This is a genomic window from Streptomyces sp. NPDC046887 (genome assembly GCF_040644755.1).
Taxonomy (GTDB): domain Bacteria; phylum Actinomycetota; class Actinomycetes; order Streptomycetales; family Streptomycetaceae; genus Streptomyces; species Streptomyces lichenis.
In genome coordinates this window covers 402833-418812 of the sequence record NZ_JBEYXH010000001.1, presented here as the reverse complement: position 1 = coordinate 418812, position 15980 = coordinate 402833, and the positions used below count along the sequence as shown (strand labels likewise).

Here is a 15980-nt window from a genome sequence, read left to right as displayed (position 1 = left end):
CGGCTCAGTGGGTGGTGAGCACCATCGCCATGTACTTGCGGTCCGTCTCCGGGTTGCGCGGCTCGTTCACGAAGTCGGTGGACAGGAAGAAGCGGCCGTCCGCGTACCGCATCTCCAGCCACTCGTCGCTGAACGCGGATTCCGCCTCGGACACCGAGTCCTCGGCCGGGTTCCGCATCAGCACGGTCTCCTTCATGGTGCCGCCGTGGAGGCTGACGACCACCCCGCCGCCGTGGTACGTCGCGGGCTTGTAGGCGATCAGGTTCCCGCCGTCCATGCGCAGCGGCACCATGGAGTGCTTGGGACCGGCCACGGCGCGGTCGGAGGTGGGCTTCCCGGTGTCCAGGTCGAAGGAGACGATGTCGTTGGTCTGGGTGATCCCGTCCTCGCTCTCGTACGGCTCGGTGGGGATGTAGAGGCGGTTGTTGCCGACGACCGCCTTCTCGCACTGCTCCACCTCGGTGGACCCGCACTCGGCGGCGTACTTGTCGGCGTTGGCGGTGATCTTGGCCTTGAGCTTCCCGGTCTTCTCGTCGATGGAGAAGAAGTCCGAGATGGACGAGCCGTCGCCCGCGGTGTCACCCACGTCGGCCGCCGCCACCAGCGGCTTGGTGGAGATGATGCCGGCGGTGTCCACCCCGTCCGGCATCTTGAACTCGGAGATCGGCGCACCGGTCTTCGGGTTGAGGCTCTGGATCAGCACGTACTGCTGGTCCGAGGGCCCGCAGACCCGGGCCGCGGCCAGCCCCTCGCCGCCGGCGTAGCCCCGGTCCTTGCAGGACTCGGCGTTGACCTCGGGCTTCCACAGCTCCTTGCCGGTGGCCAGGTCCCAGGCGGCGCCGCCGTCGGTGCCGCCCGCGGCGACGGTGCCGCCGCCGACGGTGATCTCGTCGTAGCGCACCTTGCCGTCACCCGCGTCACCGCCGGTGACGGACTTGGTCCACAGCAGCTTGCCGCCCTTCAGGTCGACGGCGCCGACCTCGGTGCACGGCTCGTAGTAGTTGGGCGCGGTGCCCTTCTTGGCGGCGAAGGCGATCGCGGTCTTGCCGTCCTGGGCGTGCCGGGAGGCCGCGCAGACGTCACCGGGCAGGTCGAGCTTCCACAGCTGGGTGCCCTTGTCCGGGTCGTAGGCCGCGACCGACCCGACGCCGACCTTGACGAACGCCGTGTCGGTCACCCAGGCCCCGGAGACGGTCGTGAGATCGGGGACGACCGGGGTGGGCACCTGGAAGGCCACCTTGGACGCGGTGTTGCCCGGCACCTTCTCCTTGCCGTCCCCGTCCGGCGCGCTCTTCCCTCCGTCCTTGCCGTCCTTGCCGCCGTCCGTCCCGGCCGAACTCCCGCCCCTGGCCTCGTCCGTACCGTCCGAGCCACGGGTCTGCGAGTACACCACCCCGGCCCCGATGATCAGCACGATCGCGACCGCGGCGGCGATGATGATCTTCGCCTGCGCCGAGAGCTTCTTCCGCCCGGTGGACGGGGACTGGCCGGCGGCCGGTACGGGCTGGGTCGCCGGCACCGGCTGCCCGGGCGCCTGCGGATAGCCGTACCCGGCCGGCTGCGGATAGCCGTAGGCGGGTGGCTGCCCGGGCGCCGGCGGCTGCCCGTACTCGGGCTGCTGCGGGTACGCGGCCGCCGGCGGCGTCTGCGGATAGCCGTACCCGCCACCCTGCGGAGGCCCGCTCGGCGGAGGCGTCTGCGGCTGCGCCTGGGGCGCCTGGGGATAGCCGTAGCCCCCGGCGGGCGGTGCGGCCGGGGCGGGCGGGGTGCCCGGCGGCTGGCTGGGCGGCGGCCCCGGGTGGTGGCCGGGGGGCTGGTGGGGCGGCTGGCCCGGAGGCTGGTTCGGTGGCGGCGGAGGGGGCTGGGTCATGGCGTGGATACCTCGGGAGTGGCCGGCGGTCGGCCTGGGGGACGGGGAGAAGAAGTGAGGAGCAGCGGAAGGCGGAGGCGAAGGACGAAGGACGGCGTACGGAGGCGGGGAGACGGGCGGGCGTACGGCCCGAGGCGGTCGAAGTACCCCGCCCCGGGCCGTACGCCGGACTCAGCCCAGGACCGACAACCGGTCCCGGCACCGGATGTGGTTTCGGCCCCGCCCCCGGCCCCGACTCACTTCTCGTACGCGAGGATGGTGATGAACTTCTTCTCCTCCTCGTCGTTGCCGGCGCTGACCCGGCCGTCGGCGATGAAGAACCGCCCGTCGGCGTAGGCGTACCGGGGGTTGTACACGCTGCTCTCCAGCTGGGCGGTGGAGACCGGGTGCTGGAGCAGCATCTTCGGTGCGCCGCCGGTGGGGGCGAGCGTGGCGACGCCGCCGCCCCGGTCGTAGGAGCCCTGCAGGTACACCAGCACCTCGGAGCCCTCCATCCGCAGCGGGGTCATCGTCCGCTCCGGGCCCGCCTTGGCCCGCCACTTGGGCTTGCCGGTGTCGAGGTCGAAGGCGACGACCTCGTTGGTGCCCCGGGTCAGCTGGGTCGGCTCGGTCGCCATATAGAAGGTGGAGGCGTCCGCCGCGACCCCGATGCAGCCCTGGAGGTACTCACCCAGAATGATGAAGCTGCCGCCGCACTGGGGGCGGAACTTGTCCTTGCCGCCCTGGATGGTGGAGCGCAGCTTGCCGCCGTCGGTGAGGGCGAAGACGCTCCACTCCTTCTTGTCCCGCTTGATCGCGGAGACCACCAGCGGGCTGACCGAGTAGACCTTGTCGACCTCCCAGCCCTCCGGCAGCCGGTAACTCCACTTCGCCTTGCCGGTCTTGGCGTCGACCTCGCTGACCTCGTGCTGCGTCTTGGCGGCACCGCCGCAGTCGGCCGCGGCGATCAGCCTGGGGCCACCGGCGAAGGCGTACCGCTTGCACTCGGCGTCCGGGTCCTTGCCCCACAGCTGCTTGCCGTCGGCCATCGAGAACGCGAAGGAGTTGCCGGTGCCGGCCGCGGTCACCGTGTCACCGCTCATCGCGAGGGTGATCTCGAAGAGCGAGCCGAAGCCGTCGCCGCGCGGCACGGGCTTCTTCCAGCCCGCCTTGCCGGTGTTGAGGTCGATCAGCTGGAGGTCGTTGCAGTCGGCCTTCTCGGTGACGCCGTCCTTGAGACCGATCACGATCCTGCCGTCGGCGGTGGGCGCCGCCGGGGCCGTGCAGACCTCGGTGGCGAAGGGGATCTCCCACTTCTTGGTGCCGTCCGCGGCGGAGTAGCCGACGACGCTCTTGTACATCGCCTTGACGACGGTGTCGCCGACCACCCACGGGCCGTACACATCGGCGCCGTTGCGCGGCAGGTCCACGTCATTCTTGACGGTGAAGGCGACCTTCGCCTCGCCGGGCTGGCGGTCGGCGTTGAAGTCGTCGCCGACATCGCGGCCGCCGCCGGTGCCGGTCCCGTCGCCCTTGTCCACCGTCGGGGAGCCGCTGGGCTTCACCGGGGCGCTGCTGCCCTTGGCGTCCGGCTTGGCCGGGTCGTCGTCACCGGCGGTGGCGAACCAGACGCCGCCGCCGACCACCAGCAGCGCGGCCACCGCCGCCGCCACGATGGCCAGCGGCTTGCCCTTGAAGGGCCCCTTGCCCCCGGGAGACCCCTGCTGGGGCCCACCGGGGTACGGGGGCTGTTGACCGGGCCCGCCGGGGTAGGGGGCCTGCTGGGCGTACGGGCTCCCGGGCTGGCCGGGGTACGGGGCCTGCTGGCCGGGCCCGCCGGGGTGCGGGGCCGCCGCGTACGGGCTGCCGGGCTGCCCGCCGTAGGGGTTCGGCTGCCCGCCGTACGGGCCGGGGGCCTGGGCGGGCGGGGTCTGGGCACCGTATGGGCCGGGGGCCTGACCGGGGGGCGTCGGGGCACCGTATGGGCCGGGGGCCTGGCCGGGGGGCGTCGGGGCACCGTACGGGCCGGGGGCCTGGCCGGGCGGGGTCTGCGGGTAGCCGTAGCCGGGCTGGGGGGTGCCGTAGCCGGGCTGCGGAGCCCCGGCCCCGTACCCGCCGGGCTGCCCGGGCACCTGGCCCGGCGCCTGGCCGGGGGCCTGCGGCGGCATCGGCGGCGGCCCGGCGGGCGGCTGCGGTGCTCCCGCCGGAGGCTGGGCGGGCGGCTGCGGAGCCCCGGCCGGAGGCTGGGCCGGCGGCTGCGGAACCGCACCACCCGGCGACTGCTGGCCGGCCTTCCCGCCCTTCCCGGCCGTCCCGGCCTTCCCGGCCTGATCCGACGGGTTGGCCCGATCCGACCGACCCGACTGGCCGTCCTGACCGGCCCGCGGGTCGGGCTCCTCCGGAGGCCCGAAGCCCCCCTGCGGCGGTTGCTGGCTGGGCGGCTGACTCATCAGCGCATCCCCCTTCGCGCGGCCCGCTGCCCGACCGGCCTCCCCCGCGATTCCGGCGCGCACGTACCGCCGGAATGGAGTGAATCGGACATGGAATCCGCAGTGTTGCGTGAGTCGAGCGGGGCTTCTTTCTATCACCCGGCGAGGACACAAAAAGGTCCGGTCCCGCCCCTGTACCCAAGGGAGGACCGGCCTGTGATGCCTCTGTTATCGCCTCTCCACGCCGACTCCACGCCGCCGGGCGGCGGGCTGTCCCGCCATCCCCGCTACGCGTCCTCGGCGAGTTCCAGCCACCGCGTCTCCAACTCCTCGCGCTGCGCGGCCAGTGCGCGAAGCTCGGCGTCGAGCTCGGCGACCTTCGCGAAGTCGGTGGCGTTCTCCGCGATCGACGCGTGCAGCTTCCCTTCCCGCTCCGCCACCTTGTCGAGCTGCCGCTCCACCTTCTGCAGCTCCTTCTTGGCGGCCCGGGCGTCCCCCGCCGACTTCTCCCGCACCGGAGTGGCCACCGGTGCGGGCGCCGCGGCCTCCACCATCCGCTCCCGCCGCTCCAAGTACTCCTCGATCCCTCGCGGCAGCATCCGCAGGGTGGCGTCGCCGAGCAGGGCGAAGGTGCGGTCGGTGGTGCGCTCGATGAAGAAGCGGTCGTGCGAGATGACCACCATCGAGCCCGGCCACCCGTCCAGCAAGTCCTCCAGCTGCGTCAGCGTCTCAATATCCAAGTCATTCGTCGGCTCATCCAGGAACAGCACATTCGGCTCGTCCATCAGCAGCCGCAGCAGCTGCAACCGCCGCCGCTCGCCGCCCGAGAGATCACCGACCGGCGTCCACTGCTTCTCCTTCCCGAAGCCGAACTGCTCGCACAGCTGGCCGGCGGTCATCTCCCGCCCCTTGCCGAGGTCCACCCGGTCCCGGACCTGCTGCACCGCCTCCAACACCCTCAGCTGAGGCGGCAGTTCCGTCACATCCTGCGACAGATAAGCCAGCCGCACCGTCTTCCCGACCACGATCTTCCCCGCCGCCGGCTGCTTCTCCCCACCGCTGTACGCGGCATCCGCCAGCGCCCGCAGCAGCGAGGTCTTGCCCGCGCCGTTGACACCGACCAGCCCGATCCGGTCCCCCGGCCCGAGCTGCCAGGTCAGATGCTTGATCAGCGTCTTCGGCCCCGCCGTGACCGTCGCATCCTCCATCTCCAGCACGGTCTTCCCCAGCCGCGCGTTGGCGAACTTCATCAGCTCGCTCGAATCCCGCACCGGCGGCACATCCGCGATCAGCGCGTTGGCCGCCTCGATGCGGTAGCGCGGCTTGGAGGTACGGGCCGGGGCGCCACGGCGCAGCCAGGCCAGCTCCTTGCGCATCAGATTCTGCCGCTTGGCCTCCTCGGTCGCGGCGATCCGCTCCCGCTCGGCCCGCGCGAACACATAGTCCGAGTACCCGCCCTCGTACTCATGGACCGAGCCCCGTTGCACATCCCACATCCGGGTGCAGACCTGGTCCAGGAACCACCGGTCGTGGGTGACGCACACCAGCGCCGACCGCCGAGCCTGCAAATGCCGCGCCAGCCAGGCGATCCCCTCCACATCCAGGTGGTTGGTCGGCTCGTCCAGCACCAACAGATCCTGCTCGGCGATCAGCAGCTGCGCCAGCGCGATCCGCCGCCGCTCACCACCCGACAGCGGCCCGATCACGGTGTCCAGCCCCTGCGGGAAGCCCGGCAGGTCCAACCCCCCGAACAGCCCGGTCAGCACATCCCGCACCTTGGCGTCCCCGGCCCACTCATGATCGGCCCGGTCGCCGATGACCTCGTGGCGCACGGTGGCGGCCGGGTCCAGCGAGTCGTGCTGCGTCAGCACCCCCAGCCGCAACCCCCCACTGTGCGTAACCCGCCCTCCGTCGGCCTCCTCCAACTTCGCGATCATCCGGATCAGGGTCGTCTTACCGTCCCCGTTCCGCCCGACCACACCGATGCGATCGCCCTCCGAGACCCCGAGGGACACCCCGTCGAGCAGCGCACGGGTGCCGTACACCTTGCTGACTGCCTCGACATTGACCAGGTTGACGGCCATGAACACTCCTGTACGCGGGCGGGGGGCGACCTACCAGAGTAGCCGGACCCGCGGTGCGCTACCGTGCCGCGTTCTCCCACGACCAGGGGCGGGGATCCTCGTACGGGCCATACAGCGGACGATCATGACAACGGCACCCCTCACCGCCCTATCCCTCGCCCCCACCGGCTGCACCGCCGACGCCCCCTCCCCGTCCCCCTCCCCCGAGGTCCGCCAAGGCACCCTGAACGTCCGCTGCGAGCTGGACGCCAAACCGGCCGGCCACACCGGCTTCCTCCGCGTCTACGTCCCAGGCCCCGACACCCCCGACGACCTCAGCCCTCGCGCAGCCCTATCCGCCTTCCTCGCCGACGAGGAGGGCGCGACCCCGGGTGGAGGGGTGGGGGCCTGGGGCCAGGGGCGATCCCCGCAGTGAGCGGGGCGCACCTCGGCCTCGGCGCCGTGAACGGCATCGTCGCAGGATCATCCCCGCGCGGGCGGGGAGCACCGGTCGTGGAGTTCGCAGTACCGCAGGATGACGGGACCATCCCCACGCGGGCGGGGAGCACATGCCCAGTGCCTCAGCGATCGGCCCCGGGATCGGGCCATCCCCGTGCGGGCGAGGAGCACACTTCGCAACCTGCGACGTTACTCGGGCCGCCATCGCTTCCGCATGACTTCCGGGAAGTCGGACCCAAGCGGCGGCAACCTTCGCCCTGTCGTGAAACCCCTCAGTCGATCGACAGACCCAGGGCCCTGAGTGTGCCCAGGGAGATGTCGGCGCCATCGAGAGCGGCGACAAGGCGAAGCGCCTGTTCCGCGATCGCCAGGTCCTGCGGAACGTCGGGGACCGGATGACCGACCTCCCGCAGATACGCGAGAACCTGGTCCCAGGCATAAAGCACAGTTCCCTCGCGGGATACGGGTGCGGGGAAGTGCCGGTCCTGGGACGACTGTGCCAGCGACTGAGCGCCTAGCCCGCTGCGCTGAGCGGCTTCATCGAGAGTCACGGTCTCGGGCAGGGCGACACCGACAGCCTGTAGCCCGCCGATCAGCCGAATGCGCTGTACCGCTTGGGCGACAGCGTCCAGAAGGGTCGGAGCCTCGATATCGCAGGCCAGCTCCCGCAGCAGGGATGCGTCCGGAGACTTCGGGTGAGCGGCCGGATCTTCCGGGGGAAGCGTGTAGGAAATCGCTCCGTCCGCGAGGGCGTCGCAGTGGTCGAACGCATCAGCCTGTTCGGAGGTGAGCGGCTTCGCGAGGAGGATGCTGAAACTCCACTCCACTTCATACCTCCCTAGTGCGCGTGGGTTCTGACAAAGCGGTCGATCCTCTTCGCCTCGTTCAGGTCGGGGCGCGGGTCCGGGCGGATTCCGTGGCAAGCACGATCGTATGAGAGCGCAGGCGCGGAGGAGTTGAATCGCCACCGCCGGACAGCCGCCGCTTGATCGTCTTCCCGGATCACTGAGAGGCGCCGCTGGTGAGCGGCCGGTTTTGCTGAACCGGCAACGGGATTCACGCCTGGTGCGCCGGCCGCTGAACGATTGCTGCTGTGTCCTCGGCCGGAGCGCGGCAGCTGGTTCCGGTCTGGTCGTGGGCACCGGTCATCCGCACTATTGCCAGGAGGATCCATGCCGCAGCCGACCGCCGCCGGCCTCACCCACCGTCTGGTGCCTTCACCCGCCGGCCGGATCCACCTGGTGGAGCAGGGCAGCGGGCCGCTGGTGTTGCTCGTGCACGGGTTCCCGGAGTCCTGGTACTCATGGCGCCACCAGATGCCCGCACTGGCCGCGGCCGGCTACCGCGCGGTGGCTGTCGATGTCCGTGGTTATGGCCGCTCCTCCAGGCCCGAGGCGGTCGATGCGTACCGGGTACTCGATTTGGTGGAGGACAACGCCGCGGTGGTGGAGGCGTTGGGCGAGCAGACCGCAGTGATCGTCGGGCACGACTGGGGAGCGACCATAGCCGCGACCTCCGCATTGGTCCGGCCCGATGTCTTCCGCGCGGTCGGACTGCTCAGCGTGCCCTACACACCGCCCGGCGGCCCCAGGCCCGGTGAGGTCTTCGCGCAGTTGGGCGGGGAGGAGGAGTTCTACGTCTCCTACTTTCAGCAGCCGGGCCGCGCCGAGGTGGAGATCGAACCCGATGTGCGCCGCTGGCTGGCGGGCTTCTACGCCGCCCTGTCCGCCGACACCATGCCCGCGCCGGGCGCGCCCGACCCCCACTTCGTCAACCGCGGCGGAAGGCTGTGTGACCGGTTCCCCGCCGATCGGCTGCCGTCCTGGTTGGGCGAGCACGACCTCGACGTCTACGCCGCGGAGTTCGAACGGACCGGCCTGACCGGGGCTCTGGCCCGCTATCGGAACATGGACCGGGACTGGGAAGACCTAGCCGAGTACAACGGCGCCCCCCTCACCCAGCCGTCGCTGTTCGCGGGCGGGGCCCTGGATGCCTCCACCATCTGGCTGGCAGACGCGATCGAGGCGTACCCCACCACTCTGCCGGGCCTGGTCTCGTCGCACATCCTTGACGGCTGCGGTCACTGGATCCAGCAGGAACGCCCCACGGAGATCAACCGGATCCTGACCGATTGGCTCGCTTCCCTGGCTGCCTGATGCACCCGGTGGCACTTGCGCATGGACCCCGAGCCCACCCACCGGGCCCCCTCTCATCCAGCGGCGAGCACCTTGAGTCCAAGGCCCGTAGGGGCGCCAGGCGTGTCCGCGCGGGGCCGTTGTGGATGGCGTTCGTGGTGATCACCAGGTAGCGGCCTGCCGCCGGAGCGAGGTAGAGGCTCGTGCCGGTGAAGCCGTGGTGGTAGGCGGTATGCCCACCGTGGGTGGTGACCCAGGCCAGCCCCCGATGCAGGCCCGGCTCGATCTCCGCCTGGGGGACCAGGCCGGCCCGGAACCAGGCGCCCAGCGGATCGTCGGCATTCGCGTACGCACCGAGGAGGCGTTCCGCGTAGGTGGCCAGGTCGTGTGCGCTGGCGAAGATGCCCGCGTGTCCGGCGACGCCGCCGAGCAGGGCGGCGTTGTCGTCATGGGCGGTGCCCCAGAGCTGAGGTGCGCCGGGGAAGCGCGACTCGGTGGGAGCGACCCGCGATGAGCGGGCCAGCGGCCCGTAGGTGGTCGCGGGCATGCCGAGGTCGTCGAAGAGCTCCCGGGCGAGTTGGTCGAGGTCTCGCCCGTGGACATGGGTGAGTGCCAGGCCGAGGAGGACGAAGCCGCGGTTGATGTACCGGTGGGCACGGCCAGGCTCGTCGTCCAGCGGTTCGCGGCACATCAGCTCGTACAGCGGTAGCTCCGCGCCCCGGTAGTGATCGAGCCGGGTGGTGGCCCGCATGCCGCTGGTGTGAGTGAGGATCTGCCGGACGGTGGGTTCGGCGCTGGGGGTGCTGTCGGACATGGCGGGGAGGGCCTCGCGGAGTGGGGTGTCGATGTCGAGCAGGCCCATTTCCACGGCGCGGCCGATGAGGGGCCAGGTGGCGACGACCTTGGTGAGCGAGGCGAGGTCGTAGAGCGTGTGCTCGTCGGGGCGTTCGGGGCCGTGCTCGGGAGCTACGGCACCAGCGGCAAGGACCGTACGGGAGCCGTCGGCCGCACCGGTGAGGATGACACCGCCCGGGGTGGCCCCGTCCGCGATGACGGCTCGGAGGGCTTCGTGCAGAGCCCTGTGGTCAGCCTGGCTGTACGGGGTGGGCATCACGATGTCTCCGGTTTGGTGTGCCGATGCTGTGGCTTCGCGCGGCCGGGCCGTCCTTCCCGGGGAGGGACAACCGCACCCGTCTCCGGTACGCGGGTACAGGCCGCACGCGTACATCAGCGCCTGGACGACGGCGACTTTGGCGAAGCCGACCCACCGGACACGCATCCACCGATGCCCGCAGTAGAGCCGGCAGAGCCCGTCAGCCCGTTCGTGGAGGCTCCGTGCGGCCGCCGGTGCAGACAGTCCTCCGCACGCGAACATGGCGATCACCTGTGCTGCGAGGCGCCTTCCACCAGTTTTGCTCGGCTGCCTCCGCGATCAGAGGCCCTCGGCCGTAGGAAGAACGTCCTTCTGCTTCTCGGCGTCGGAGAACAGAAGGGTGGGTTCGGCGAGGATGTCGCGGCCGGACTCGCTCTTGTAGATCTCGTCGACGCTGCCGAACCGGGCCTCGGAGTAGTCGAGGTCCAGCATCACGGCGGCCTGCCGCACCGATGCCTCGTCGGGTCCCTCGATCTCCAGGAAGGTGGGAAGGTCGGGCCAGGTGTCGAAGTCGAAGGCGACCTCGCCCAAGCGCCACTCCTCGCGGTAGTTCTCCTGGTAGCGGACCTCGGTAAGGCCGACTCGACGCAGGATGTCGGCCATGGCGTGCAGATCGGTGACCTCGGTCTCGATCTCCTTCGTGCCGTCGATCGTCGTGGCATCGGTGACCTGCTTGAGCGTGAGCGTCGACCGGGTGCCCTCATCACGCAGCCGAACCCAGGCCCCGCCTTCCAGGGAGTCGTTCTCGAAGATCTTGCGGGTGAGGAGTGTGCGGGGGAACGCCTGGACGGCGCCGAGAGCAGTCAGCTTGGCCTGGAGGCCGGCGGCATCGACGGCCAGGAACTTCGCCTCGTACTCGTGCTTCACGGGTCCTTCTCTCAGAAGTGGTCGGTAAGGGTGGTGGACGTACGGACTGCCATAGGCAGCAGCTTCAGTCGATCGATGAGGACCAGCGCATGTGACTGGCTATCACCCGGGAGGTGGACGTCACCTCGGTGATGGGCGATCGCTGCATGGGGCCAGCCCCGCGCGGGCGAGGAACACGTCGTGTCGCGAGGGTAGTGCTCGTCGTGGTGGGGGCCATCCCCGCGCGGGCGGGGAGCACAAGGTCGGCGGCACCGGCCTGGCCACCCCGGCGGGGCCATCCCCGCGTGGGCGGGGAGCACCAGCCCTGGCCATATTTGGGGATCACGGTTCCGGGGCCATCCCCGCGCAGGCGGGGAGCACCGGCGGCCGCGCAGCTTGGGCACGCAGGGGCCGGGGCCATCCCCGCGCAGGCGGGGAGCACTCTTCGCGACCTGGGACGTTACTCGGACCGCTGCCGCTCCCGCATGACTTCTACGGAATCCGACATCAGGGGTACCAGCCCATCATCCGGGCACTTCCTCGGTCGGTGACCGGCAACCAACCGCAGCCGCCGGGCAGATGGCGCAGGCCACGGACGACGGAAGCACCGTCCGCGACCTGCGCCAGGATCAGCAGGCGGCAGTCGCTGGCGCGCCAGTGACTTCGAACGCGGCGGGGCGATGGCGCCTGCCTCTCTCGACGTCGATCCACCGGCTCCTGTGCCGTCGCTCAGTCCTGCTGCAGGGCCTCTTCACGGAGTTCGATGCCGCGCTCCAGCTGGATACGGATGAGCTCTACCTGACCGGGATCCAGGTCAAGCGTGCTGGAGACCGCCGTCCCGTCGCGCAGGCACACCTCGACGGGCAGATGGGCGCGGCCGGTCAGCCGGTCGTAGCGCAAGTCCTGCTTGAGCGGGACGACCCGGCTGATGAAGGGCCACGACGCTGCGGCGCGTGCCGGCGGCTGGGTCCGCTGACGCGGGCTGGATTCCATGGGCGTCCTCTCTGAGGTTCTGCTGCGGGGCCCCCTGAAGGCGGGGGCGGAACGGCGGCTCGCGCCGTTCACGAGCGGGTCGGCTTGGTGGAGCGCACCTCGCCGAGGCTGTCGGGCGGGTGCTCGTCCAGGGGCACGAAGCCGTGCAGCGACAGGCAGTGCAAGCAGGCGTGGAGAACGCTGCCGGGTCCGGACGCGGCGTGGACGACTCCGACGCAGACGGCTTGGTCGTCGCTCTTGCCACACCAGTGACAGGTCTTCATGGTGCGTTTCACTCCCTACTGTCGATATCGATCTCGGCCCAGACGGTGGCGCGTTCGGCAATGCGGTCATGTCCGTAGCGGTCGCACTGATCGAGGGCGAACAGAACGGCCTGGCGCCGAGCAGGGCCGAGATCGTCGGGGAGAGCCACCTCGATACGGGCGAGGCGAGGTCCGATGGTGACCACAGGCTCGGCGTCGGTAGCGGCCTGAAGCATGCTGGCGACGGCGGTCGCGCGCGTCTCGATACCGGGCACAGCTCTCCCCTGTGATCTGCGCGTCACTTTTAGTGATGCTGAGTACTTAGCTTCACCTGATGGGTTAGCTTTGTCAACGTCGAACCCGACCCACCGGAGCAACGCAGATGCCACGCGAGACCCCGTACCTGCAGGTGGCCGACCAGCTGCGCGCCCGCATCAAGTCCGGCGAGTGGGCGATCGGCGACAAGCTGCCCAGCCGGGCCCGTATCGCCGCTGAGTACGGCGTCGGGCAGTCCGTGGCGCAGCGCGCGATGGAACGCCTCATCATCGAGGGCCTGTTGGAGGGGCGAGCCGGGTCGGGTACCTATGTCCGGCGCCCACGCGAGCGACTGCGTATGGTCCGCTCCCGGCATCGCGAGCACCGCGGCGGCAGCCCGTTCCGCTCGGACATGCACGAACAGGGCAAGACCGGCACATGGGAGTGCCATAGCACCGCCCGGGTCCCCGCTCCCGACCACATCGCCGAGCGCCTGGCCATCTCGCCCGGTGATCCGACGGTGTTCACTCGGTACGAGTTCCTGGCCGACGGGCAGCCCGTTCAGCTCTCCGAGTCCTGGGAGCCCATGGCCATCACCGGCGAGACACCCGTCGTACTGCCCGAGATGGGCCCGCTCGCCGGGGCCGGCGTGGTCGAGCGGATGCGGTCCATCGGGATCACCATCGACCTGGCCGTGGAAGTGCCGCGCCCCGCCCGCGCCAGTCAGCGGACGGCGAACCTGCTCGGCATCAGCATCGGCGACCTGGTGACCGAGATCGAGCGCACCTACTACGACACCGACGGACGCCCCGTCGAGACGGCCGACATCACCGTCGCGGATGTGCGGTGGGAGATCGCCTACGAGATCGGCGTCCCACGGGTCTGACGCGCTGGCCCGTGGCGGTAGCGCCGACCAGCGAGCAACCCTCGTCGAGCTATTCATACCTGCCGTCCTCCTTCAACCCATCCCCGCATGGGCGAGGAGCAGGCCAAGGACGGCTACGGCATGACCGTGTACGGGAGAACGGCCCCGCATCGGTGGGAAGCGCATCGTCCCGAAGGGGTGCCGCGTCCGATGCGGGCACGAATCCCCGCGTGCGCGAGGGATCCTTCGTAACGTCTCACGGCGCTTCTCTGGACTGGCAACCACGCCAGCCTGCGCGGGGATCATCTCGCCAGACGTCCAGAGCACCGACCGGCGGTCCACTACACCAGGCGGGAATCCTGCCACGCGGACCACGACCCGGCCACGGTGCAGTTGTCGGGGGTGGGCCATCGCTGCGCTTCCTCTTGCTCGTGCGTGCGCCGGGCGCCGGGCGCCGGGCGCCGGTGGATCGGAGTACTCCGGTCGCCCGCAGTGATCGGGTGATGCTTAGTCAACTTCTCCACACGGCACTTGGAGAGGGCCCAGGATGTAGTCCTGCGTACTCCCGTGTAGTCCGGAGAAGGCGGGGTGACAGGATGACGAACAGGCGGCATGTCGGTGCTCTGATCGCTCAGGCATGTGAGGCACGGGGGTGGGGCCCCAGCGAGTTGGCGAGGGCCGTGTCGAAAGCGGAGAGCGGCGACCCCGGGCGGTTATCCCGGCAGTACGCCTACAAGTGGATGGCAGGTGAGCGGGCGCCGGATTACTGGTGGCCCCATGTGGCGACGGTGTTGAACCTTGACCCGGACGCCATCAATGCCGCTCCGCCCTCGGAGGCGGCACCGTCCGGCATGGACACCGTGGCCTCGGCCCTGGAGCTGGCAAGGAGTGACGTGGACCGCCGGAACTTCATCACCGCCACCAGTGGGTACGCCCTGGCTGCGCTCGGGCTGCCGGACCTCGACAGCATCACCCGGCGTACGCAGGCCGGTTCGGGCTCGGTACGAGTCGGTGTGGGCGAGGTCGCGGCCGTCCGGCAGATGGTGAAGTCGCTCGGCGACTCGGCCTCGGAACTCGGCGGCGGCCACGCACGGCACTTGGCTGTGCGCTACCTCACCCAGGATGTCGCGCCCTGGTTGAAGGGACGCTTCACCGAAGTCGTCGGTCGCGAGCTGTTCGGGGCGACCAGTCAGCTTGTCCACTTGGCCGGTTGGATGGCCCAGGATGAAGGCGACACCCCGGAACTGCGGGGCCTGGCACAGGGCTACTACGCCCATGCGTTCCGGCTGGCAGCCGAGGCCGGTGATGCGGAACTGTCCGCCACTGCATTGCGCGGCCTCACCGTCCAGTGCATCGACCTGGGATTCCGAGCGGAGGCCGTACAGCTTGGTGAGGCCTGTGTGGAGCAGGGCCGTCATGTCGGTAACTCCCGTGCAATTGCCTACTACGAGGCGACGCTCGCCAACGCGGCCGCACAGGACGACGACCGGCGTACGGCCACTAGACACCTGGCCGCCTCCGAAGCAGCCATCGGCCGCCCCTCCGCCGTCGGTGGCGAGTCCTGGGCCGCCCACTACTCCCCCGGCCGCTGGGCCCACGACAGCGGGATGATCCTCAACCGCCTGGGCGACCTGGACGCGGCGGAAGAGCAGTTGCGCCTCGCGCTGGACATCCACGGCCTGGATCGCCGTCGCACCCGCGCGATCGTCCTGGCCGACCTGGGCACTGTACGGCTGCGGCAGGGCGACCTGGACGGCGCGCTCGCCACCTGGAGCGAGTTCGCCGACTGTGCGGACGGCGTCCGCTCGGTGAAGGTGCGGGCAGCCCTGCGAGACATGCGCGTACGGCTCCGCCGGTACCCGGGGTCGGCAGAGGCGCAGGCGCTACGCGAGAGGGCGGCGCAGGCGGAAGCCCCGATGTGACGATGGCATGCTGGCACATCCAGGGAGCGCATGGGCAGTACGGAGCACTTGGCCCACGACGAGGGATCGTCTGTCGTCGGGGGACAACCCCCGGGCGCGGGGAGGACACGCCACGATCCGCGACCACCCGAGGACACGCGCATGGCATGCCGAGGATCGCGCATCACCGGCATTCACACGCGAGCGAGTCGGCACGGCTCCTCGCATACCGTCAGTTCATGTCGAGGACCCGCACCCTGATACCTACTCTGCTGCGCGGCACCGCCCGCCTTGGATGTCGCTCCCGTCGTCGAGAACGCTCAGGCTTGCGGCTGGGATGTGTGCCTCGGGCTGACACCGACGACGGCCGAGTGGCTGGACCAGGATCTGGAAGACCTGAGGACCCTGACCCGGCACCCGATCCGTCACCGATACCGACGGCCGGGAGAACCGGACGTCTGGCCTCAAGCCGACGCGGTCCTTGTCGCTCCGGCCACCACCAATACGATCAACCGGATCGCCCTCGGGCTGACGGACACCTGGGTGGCCGGGTTCGTCGCCGAAGGCATCGGCAAGCGCATTCCGATGGCGCTGATGCCATGCGTCAACGCGGCCTATGCCGAGCATCCTCAACTACCCCTGTCCCTGGCGACGCTGAGCGCAGCCGGGATTCGTGTGCTGTACGGCCCGGGTGGCTTCCAGCCCAACCCGCCCGGCGAGAAGTGGCCGTATCCCTGGGACGCGGCGTTGGATGCGGTGGAGGCTCTGTGACCCTTGTGCTCAGCGCCAT

At 70.4% G+C, this 15980-nt stretch carries 13 protein-coding genes and 1 pseudogene; 5 read left to right on the top strand and 9 right to left on the bottom strand.

From position 1 onward, the window contains the following. Nucleotides 1-4: 4 nt before the first annotated feature. The 3 genes from ABZ945_RS01875 to ABZ945_RS01865 all read right to left on the bottom strand — a co-directional run bounded on the left by ABZ945_RS01875 (nt 5) and on the right by ABZ945_RS01865 (nt 6362). The gene (locus tag ABZ945_RS01875; protein ID WP_361262293.1) at nt 5-1870 is read right to left on the bottom strand and encodes a PQQ-binding-like beta-propeller repeat protein; all 1866 of its coding nucleotides are present in this window, start codon (nt 1868-1870) and stop codon (nt 5-7) included. Nucleotides 1871-2106: 236 nt separating this feature from the next. Further along, the gene (locus ABZ945_RS01870; RefSeq protein WP_361262290.1) at nt 2107-4017 is read right to left on the bottom strand and encodes a PQQ-binding-like beta-propeller repeat protein; all 1911 of its coding nucleotides are present in this window, start codon (nt 4015-4017) and stop codon (nt 2107-2109) included. Between the two features lie 548 nt (nt 4018-4565). Then, a complete protein-coding gene (locus ABZ945_RS01865; protein ID WP_361262288.1) occupies nt 4566-6362 on the bottom strand; it encodes an ABC-F family ATP-binding cassette domain-containing protein in 1797 nt (598 codons plus the stop codon). A gap of 124 nt (nt 6363-6486) precedes the next feature. On the opposite strand from ABZ945_RS01865, the gene ABZ945_RS01860 reads away from it, so the two are divergent. Continuing rightward, nucleotides 6487-6777 carry a lipoprotein gene (locus ABZ945_RS01860; RefSeq protein ID WP_361262286.1) on the top strand — a complete coding sequence of 97 codons (291 nt, stop codon included), beginning with the start codon at nt 6487-6489 and terminating at the stop codon, nt 6775-6777. A gap of 295 nt (nt 6778-7072) precedes the next feature. Here the strand turns inward: ABZ945_RS01860 and ABZ945_RS01855 are convergent, their stop codons facing one another. After that, nucleotides 7073-7627, bottom strand: a complete 555-nt coding sequence (locus ABZ945_RS01855; RefSeq protein WP_361262283.1) for a hypothetical protein — start codon at nt 7625-7627, stop codon at nt 7073-7075. Between the two features lie 345 nt (nt 7628-7972). On the opposite strand from ABZ945_RS01855, the gene ABZ945_RS01850 reads away from it, so the two are divergent. After that, on the top strand, nt 7973-8956 hold the full coding sequence (locus ABZ945_RS01850; RefSeq protein WP_361262280.1) for an alpha/beta hydrolase: 984 nt from the start codon (nt 7973-7975) through the stop codon (nt 8954-8956). Here ABZ945_RS01850 and ABZ945_RS01845 read toward each other — a convergent pair. The 5 genes from ABZ945_RS01845 to ABZ945_RS01825 all read right to left on the bottom strand — a co-directional run bounded on the left by ABZ945_RS01845 (nt 8913) and on the right by ABZ945_RS01825 (nt 12444). Continuing rightward, nucleotides 8913-10046, bottom strand: a complete 1134-nt coding sequence (locus ABZ945_RS01845; RefSeq protein ID WP_361262277.1) for a serine hydrolase domain-containing protein — start codon at nt 10044-10046, stop codon at nt 8913-8915. The genes ABZ945_RS01850 and ABZ945_RS01845 overlap by 44 nt on opposite strands. Nucleotides 10047-10367: 321 nt before the next feature. Next, complete coding sequence (locus tag ABZ945_RS01840; RefSeq protein WP_361262273.1) at nt 10368-10955, bottom strand: CYTH domain-containing protein; 588 nt, start codon at nt 10953-10955, stop codon at nt 10368-10370. A 708-nt stretch (nt 10956-11663) separates the two neighbouring features. Continuing rightward, complete coding sequence (locus ABZ945_RS01835; RefSeq protein WP_361262271.1) at nt 11664-11927, bottom strand: hypothetical protein; 264 nt, start codon at nt 11925-11927, stop codon at nt 11664-11666. Between the two features lie 68 nt (nt 11928-11995). Then, nucleotides 11996-12190 (bottom strand): hypothetical protein, encoded by a 195-nt coding sequence (locus ABZ945_RS01830; protein ID WP_361262268.1) that lies wholly within the window; start codon nt 12188-12190, stop codon nt 11996-11998. A gap of 8 nt (nt 12191-12198) precedes the next feature. Next, nucleotides 12199-12444: a hypothetical protein gene (locus ABZ945_RS01825; RefSeq protein ID WP_361262265.1), complete on the bottom strand. Its 246-nt coding sequence runs from the start codon at nt 12442-12444 to the stop codon at nt 12199-12201. Nucleotides 12445-12551: 107 nt separating this feature from the next. Here ABZ945_RS01825 and ABZ945_RS01820 point away from each other — a divergent pair, with 107 nt between their 5' ends. The 3 genes and pseudogenes from ABZ945_RS01820 to ABZ945_RS01810 form a co-directional block, all read left to right on the top strand. Then, entirely contained in the window at nt 12552-13310 is a 759-nt protein-coding gene (locus ABZ945_RS01820) for a GntR family transcriptional regulator (RefSeq protein WP_361262262.1), read from the top strand. Between the two features lie 659 nt (nt 13311-13969). Beyond that, nucleotides 13970-15211 carry a tetratricopeptide repeat protein gene (locus ABZ945_RS01815; protein WP_361262259.1) on the top strand — a complete coding sequence of 414 codons (1242 nt, stop codon included), beginning with the start codon at nt 13970-13972 and terminating at the stop codon, nt 15209-15211. 240 nt (nt 15212-15451) lie between these two features. Further along, nucleotides 15452-15961: pseudogene (locus ABZ945_RS01810) on the top strand (flavoprotein); the annotation flags it as partial. Nucleotides 15962-15980 lie beyond the last annotated feature (19 nt).